This is a genomic window from Streptomyces sp. McG3, assembly GCF_018619185.1.
Lineage (GTDB): Bacteria > Actinomycetota > Actinomycetes > Streptomycetales > Streptomycetaceae > Streptomyces.
The window spans coordinates 1-5,995 of record NZ_JAAXYC010000402.1; the positions used below are offsets into that span (position 1 = coordinate 1).

Annotated in this window: 5 protein-coding genes; 3 read left to right on the forward strand and 2 right to left on the reverse strand. The window is 73.5% G+C overall.

Annotated elements, in window-relative coordinates; genetic code table 11:
• Positions 1-1,032, reverse strand: a 1,032-nt coding sequence (locus HET64_RS35395; protein WP_215111345.1) for a PucR family transcriptional regulator ligand-binding domain-containing protein, incomplete at its 3' end; no start/stop codon positions are given.
• A gap of 104 nt (positions 1,033-1,136) precedes the next feature.
• Between HET64_RS35395 and HET64_RS35400 the strand changes: the two genes are divergently transcribed.
• The 3 genes from HET64_RS35400 to HET64_RS35410 all read left to right on the forward strand — a co-directional run bounded on the left by HET64_RS35400 (position 1,137) and on the right by HET64_RS35410 (position 5,423).
• On the forward strand, positions 1,137-2,633 hold the full coding sequence (locus HET64_RS35400) for a sodium:solute symporter (RefSeq protein ID WP_215111346.1): 1,497 nt from the start codon (positions 1,137-1,139) through the stop codon (positions 2,631-2,633).
• A gap of 130 nt (positions 2,634-2,763) precedes the next feature.
• Positions 2,764-3,744: an agmatinase gene (gene speB, locus HET64_RS35405; protein WP_215111347.1), complete on the forward strand. Its 981-nt coding sequence runs from the start codon at positions 2,764-2,766 to the stop codon at positions 3,742-3,744.
• A complete protein-coding gene (locus HET64_RS35410) occupies positions 3,741-5,423 on the forward strand; it encodes a thiamine pyrophosphate-binding protein (protein ID WP_215111348.1) in 1,683 nt (560 codons plus the stop codon). Before speB ends, HET64_RS35410 begins: the two co-directional genes overlap by 4 nt.
• Before the next feature lie 69 nt (positions 5,424-5,492).
• On the opposite strand, the gene HET64_RS35415 is transcribed toward HET64_RS35410, so the two are convergent.
• Positions 5,493-5,995: hypothetical protein (locus tag HET64_RS35415; protein ID WP_251146328.1), on the reverse strand; the 503-nt coding region annotated here is incomplete at its 5' end.

Genomic DNA, 5,995 nt, shown 5'->3' on the forward strand with positions numbered 1-5,995 from the left:
GACCAGGGCCGTGCCCAGTGACGCGCCCAGGGCCCCGGACGTCAGGGCGTCCGCCGGGGTGCCGTCCGTTCGGCGGGCGTGGATCACCGTCCAGGGGCCGGCGGAACCGAGCAGCGGGGCCACCTCGGCGGGGGAGGCCCCCAGAAGCATGCGGACCAGGGCCGCCGAACGGCCCGCCGCGTCCGCGCCCTGGTGGGGGGCGGCCAGGAGGGAGAGGAGGACCACCGCGATGCCCGCCACCGTGTGGTCGCCGGACGCCCGTTGCCCGGTCGCCAGCGCCAGGACCAGGCCCTCGCCGCCGCCCAGCGCGTACGCGGACAGGTGGGTGCCGCCGTGGGTGTCGGTGGCCGAGGAGGGGGAGCCGGGGCGTTCGCGGGCGACCACCCGGGCCAGCCGGATCAGGGCCCCCGCCGCCTCCGGGTCCGGGCGGCGGCCCGCCGCGTGGACCTCCTCGCCCCGCGCCGTGAGCAGGACCGCCCGGCCGCCGAGCTGCGTCGCGAGCTGGTGCAGGACCGCCGGTACGGGGTCGGGACGGGCCGCCGCCGTCGCCAGCGCCTGCTGGGCGCGGGTCACCCGGCGCAGCTCGCGGTGGCGCGCCTCGGCCATCAGCCGCCAGACCGCCCGCGCGATCGCGGTGAACGGGGTCTGTGGCCCCACCTCCAGCAGCGGCAGGCCCTCCCGGTCGCACGCCTCGATCAGGGCCCGGGGCACCGTCTCGTGCACCGGTCGGACCCCAAAACCCAGCGCCGCCGCCCCCGCCTCCACCAGCCGGCCGACGTAGTGGTCCGGGTCCGTCAGCAGCACGCCCGCGCTCAGCAGCAGTTCGCCGCCGAGCAGATACGGATACGGGTCGGCCATCTCCGAGGTGTGCACCCAGAGCAGATCGGCGTCGGCCGGGCCCGCGATCCGGCGCAGGCCCAGCTCCTCGCGCGCCAGGAGCTCCGCCAGCGGGATGGGTGGAGTCGGCGGACCGGGCGGTGAGGTCGTCTGCGGGGTGCCCGCGGAAGGGGTCGGCATGGACGGTTCATCCATTCAGTGCGTCGGCAATGGAGGAAACGTACACTTCAGCGTCGGCTTTCGGCCACCTACCGTCTTCCTCGCACGTACATCTGTTTGCGCGAGACGGAGGGAAGCCCATGGCTGTCGACTACGCCGTGATCGTCGTCTACCTGGCCGGCATGCTCGCCATGGGCTGGTGGGGCATGCGCCGCGCCAAGTCGAAGAGTGAGTTCCTGGTCGCGGGACGCCGCCTGGGCCCGGGGATGTACTCCGGCACCATGGCCGCGATCGTCCTCGGCGGCGCGTCCACCATCGGCGGCGTCGGGCTCGGCTACCAGTACGGCCTCTCCGGCGCGTGGATGGTCTTCACCATCGGCCTCGGCCTGCTCGCGCTGTCCGTCTTCTTCTCCGCGCGGATCGCCCGGCTGAAGGTCTACACCGTCTCCGAGATGCTCGACCTGCGCTACGGCGGCCGGGCCGGGATCATCTCCGGCGTCGTGATGTGGGCGTACACCCTGATGCTCGCGGTCACCTCGACCATCGCGTACGCCACCATCTTCGACGTCCTCTTCGACGTGAACCGCACCGTCGCGATCGTCCTCGGCGGCGCGATCGTCGTCGCGTACTCGACGCTCGGCGGCATGTGGTCGATCACGCTCACCGACATGGTCCAGTTCGTCGTCAAGACCATCGGCGTGCTGCTGCTCCTGCTGCCGATCGCCGTCGTCAAGGCGGGCGGCTTCAGCGAGATGAAGGCCCAGCTGCCGACCGAGTACTTCGACCCGCTCGGCATCGGCGGCGAGACGATCTTCACGTACGTGCTGATCTACACCTTCGGCATGCTCATCGGGCAGGACATCTGGCAGCGCGTGTTCACCGCGCGCAGCGACACGACGGCCCGCTGGGGCGGCACGGTCGCCGGTACGTACTGTCTCGTCTACGCCATCGCCGGGGCCGTCATCGGCACCGCCGCCAAGGTGATGTACCCGAACCTGGCGAGCGCGGACGCCGCCTTCGCGACCATCGTCAAGGACGAACTGCCGGTCGGTGTGCGCGGACTGGTGCTCGCCGCCGCGCTGGCCGCCGTGATGTCGACCTCCTCCGGCGCGCTGATCGCCTGCGCGACGGTGGCCAACAACGACATCTGGTCCCGGCTGCGGGGGGCCGTCGGCCGGGGCGGGGGCGGCGAGGAGCCCCACGACGAGGTCAAGGGCAACCGGATCTTCATCCTGATCATGGGCATCGGCGTCATCCTCATCGCCATCGCGCTGAACGACGTCGTCGAGGCGCTGACCGTCGCGTACAACCTGCTGGTCGGCGGGCTGCTCGTGCCGATCATCGGCGGGCTGCTGTGGCGGCGCGGCACGGCGGCCGGGGCGCTGTCGGCGGTGTGCGTCGGGGGTGTCGCGGTGATCGGGCTGATGGCCCACTACGGGATCCTCGCCAACCAGCCGATCTACTACGGGCTGCTGGCGTCGCTGGCCGTGTACGTCGTCGTCTCGCTGGCGACGCCGCCGACGGACGCGGTGGTGCTCGACGCTTGGCGCGAGCGGTTGGCGGGGCGTGGTGGGCCGCCCGAGGACAGCTCCGCCGAGGCCCCGGACGCGGCCGCACCCAGCCCGTCCGGCGTGTAACCCAGCCCGTCCGGCGTTCGAGGACGGAACCCTGCTGCCGGACAGGCTGAACGGGGCCCGACGGGCCGGGGTCGTCCGTCGGACCCCGCACACTTGACAGCGTACGAAACCGAAGGAAAGGCACACCCCCATGAGCAGCACCGAATCGCCGCGCGGCCCCATCGACTCCTCCCGCGTCCCGCGGTACGCCGGGCCCGCGACGTTCGCCCGGCTGCCCCGGCTCGACGAGGTCGGCCGTACCGACGTCGCCGTGGTCGGCGTGCCCTTCGACACCGGGGTCTCCTACCGGCCCGGCGCCCGCTTCGGCGGCAACGCCATCCGTGAGGCCTCCCGGCTGCTGCGCCCGTACAACCCGGCGCAGGACGCCTCCCCGTTCGCCCTCGCCCAGGTCGCCGACGCCGGGGACATCGCGGCGAACCCGTTCAACATCAACGAGGCCGTCGAGACCATCGAGGGCGCGGCCGACGACCTCCTGGGCACCGGCGCACGCCTGATGACCCTCGGCGGCGACCACACCATCGCCCTGCCCCTCCTGCGCTCCGTCGCCAAGAAGCACGGGCCCGTCGCCCTGCTCCACTTCGACGCGCACCTGGACACCTGGGACACCTACTTCGGCGCCGAGTACACCCACGGCACCCCGTTCCGCCGGGCCGTCGAGGAGGGCATCCTCGACACCTCCGCCCTCTCCCACGTCGGCACCCGCGGCCCGCTCTACGGCAAGCAGGACCTGACCGACGACGAGAAGATGGGCTTCGGCATCGTCACCTCCGCCGACGTCATGCGGCGCGGCGTCGACGAGATCGCCGACCAGCTGCGGCAGCGCATCGGCGACCGGCCGCTGTACATCTCCATCGACATCGACGTCCTGGACCCGGCGCACGCCCCCGGCACCGGCACCCCCGAGGCCGGCGGCCTCACCTCCCGCGAGCTGCTGGAGATCCTGCGCGGCCTCTCCTCCTGCCACCTGGTCTCCGCCGACCTGGTCGAGGTCGCCCCGGCGTACGACCACGCCGAGATCACCTCCGTGGCCGCCTCGCACGCCGCGTACGAGCTGACGACGATCATGTCCCGCCAGATCGCGGCGGAGAAGGAAAGCAAGGAAGCCAAGTGAGCCACGACCACGACGACCGGCCGCAGCTCACCGCCGCCCAGGCCGCCGCAGTCCTGAATCCGCCGGCCGGCCGCAACGGCGGTGACCTCGTCGTCGAGTCCCTCCAGGGGCTCGGCGCGACCACCGTCTTCGGGTTGCCCGGCCAGCACGCGCTCGGCATGTTCGACGCGCTGCGCCGCTCCTCCCTCCGTTACGTCGGACTCCGCGTCGAGAACAACGCGGGCTTCGCCGCCGACGCGTACGGCCGGATCACCGGGGAGGTCGCGCCGCTGCTCCTGTCCACCGGGCCCGGGGCGCTCACCTCGCTCGCCGCGCTCCAGGAGGCGGCCGCCGCCTCCGCGCCCGTCCTCGCGATCTCCAGCCAGATCCCCACGGCGGGGCTCGGCGGCGGTCGGCACGGTTACCTCCACGAGCTGCGCGACCAGCAGGCCTCCGTCCGCGACATCGTGAAGTCCGTGCACACCGTGCGGTCCGCCTCGCAGATCCCCTCCGCGATCGCCGCCGCCTGGGAGTCCGCGCTGTCCGCCCCGCACGGGCCGGTCTGGGTGGAGATCCCGCAGGACGTGCTGCTCGCCGGGACGACGCTCCCGGTCGTCAGCGCCATGGACGCCACCCCGCGCGAGCTCTATCCGCGCCCCGAGCTGACGATCGCCGCCGCCCACCTGCTGTCGAACGCCGAACGCCCGGTGATCATCGCGGGCGGCGGAGTCGTCCGCTCCGACGCCTCCGGCAAGCTGTGCGCGCTGGCCGAGAAGCTCGACGCCCCCGTCGTCACCACCTTCGGCGGCAAGGGCGCGTTCCCCTGGGAGCACCCGCTCTCGCTGCGCTCCTGGCTGGAGGACCGGCACACGACCGACTTCCTGGAGGACGCGGACGTCCTCCTCGTCGTCGGCTCGGGGCTCGGCGAACTCTCCTCGAACTACCACACCTTCCGCCCGCGCGGCCGGGTGATCCAGATCGAGGCGGACGCCGGGAAGCTGGAGTCCAACCACCCCGCGCTCGGCATCCACTCCGACGCCCGCGAGGCCCTGTCCGACCTCCTGGAGGCCGTCGAGCGGCGCGAGGACGCGGGCGCCGCGGAGCGCGTGGCCACGGTGCTGGAGAAGGTACGGGTCCGGATCGACGCCCAGGAACTGACCCTGGAGCAGCAGGTCCTCGCCGCCGTCCGCGAGGCGCTGCCCGACACCGCGCCCAGCTTCTGGGACATGACGATCCTGGCGTACTGGGCCTGGTCCGCGTTCGACGCCCGCCGCCCCAACACCATGCACTCCGCCCAGGGCGCGGGCGGCCTCGGCTACGGTTTCCCGGCGGCCATCGGCGCGGCCGCCGCCGACCCGACGAAGCCCGTGCTCGCGGTCTCCGGCGACGGCGGCGCGATGTACTCCATCGCGGAGCTGGCCACCGCCCGCCAGTACGATCTGCCGCTGACCTGGCTGATCGTCGACGACGGCGGCTACGGCATCCTGCGCGAGTACATGACGGGCGCCTTCGGCGAGGCCACCGGCACGGAGCTGTCCCGCCCGGACTTCGTCGCGCTCGCCGAGTCCTTCGGCGTACCGGCCGTCCGTACGACGCCGGAGTCCCTCGCCGCCGACCTCGGCAAGGCGCTGGCGGCCCCGGGCCCGTCCGTCGTCGTGCTTCCGGCCCTGCTGCGGATGTTCGAGCCGACGCACCTGTAGGCGGCCGTACGTGCCCGGAGCGCGGCGGGAGGGCCCGGGCCGGGTGTGACCCGGGCCGGACCCTCCCGCTCACAGCTCCGCGAGCGCCTTCCCGATCGCGGCCTCCTGCGCCTGGACACCCTCCTGGAACCGGGCCCGCTCCGCCGGGTCCCGGATCTCCCCGGGCAGCTCCCGGCGCAGGGGCAGAAGGTCCGGCAGCTGCCGGAACAGCACCGCGGCGGCGGGCCCCTCGCCCCGGTTGGCGGCGGCGGCCAGATACCGGCCCGCCTGCCACAGGTGCACGGTGAGGTGCTTGCGCGGTTCGGTGGACACCTGCCGCCGCGCCCCGGGCTTCCCCAGGGAGTGGTGCGTGCCCTCGCCGAGGCGCTCCAGCGCGGCGAGCGCCGCGTAGAGCTGTCCGCAGCGGTAGGCCTCGGTGAGCCGGTCGTTCGCCATGGTTCCTGCCCCCTTCGGCGGCCCTTCCGACGGCCCTCCGACGGGGAGGCCGCCCATGCCGCTGCGGATGACTACCCGCCCGTCCCGGGCCCCGAACCGGTCCCGGGACCCCGCTACCGCACGCCCCGGCCATCGGC

Bases quoted from the DNA above. Each gene is read 5' to 3' on its own strand.
- HET64_RS35400 (WP_215111346.1), top strand. From the start codon at position 1,137: ATGGCTGTCGACTACGCCGTGATCGTCGTCTACCTGGCCGGCATGCTC.
- speB (WP_215111347.1), top strand. From the start codon at position 2,764: ATGAGCAGCACCGAATCGCCGCGCGGCCCCATCGACTCCTCCCGCGTC.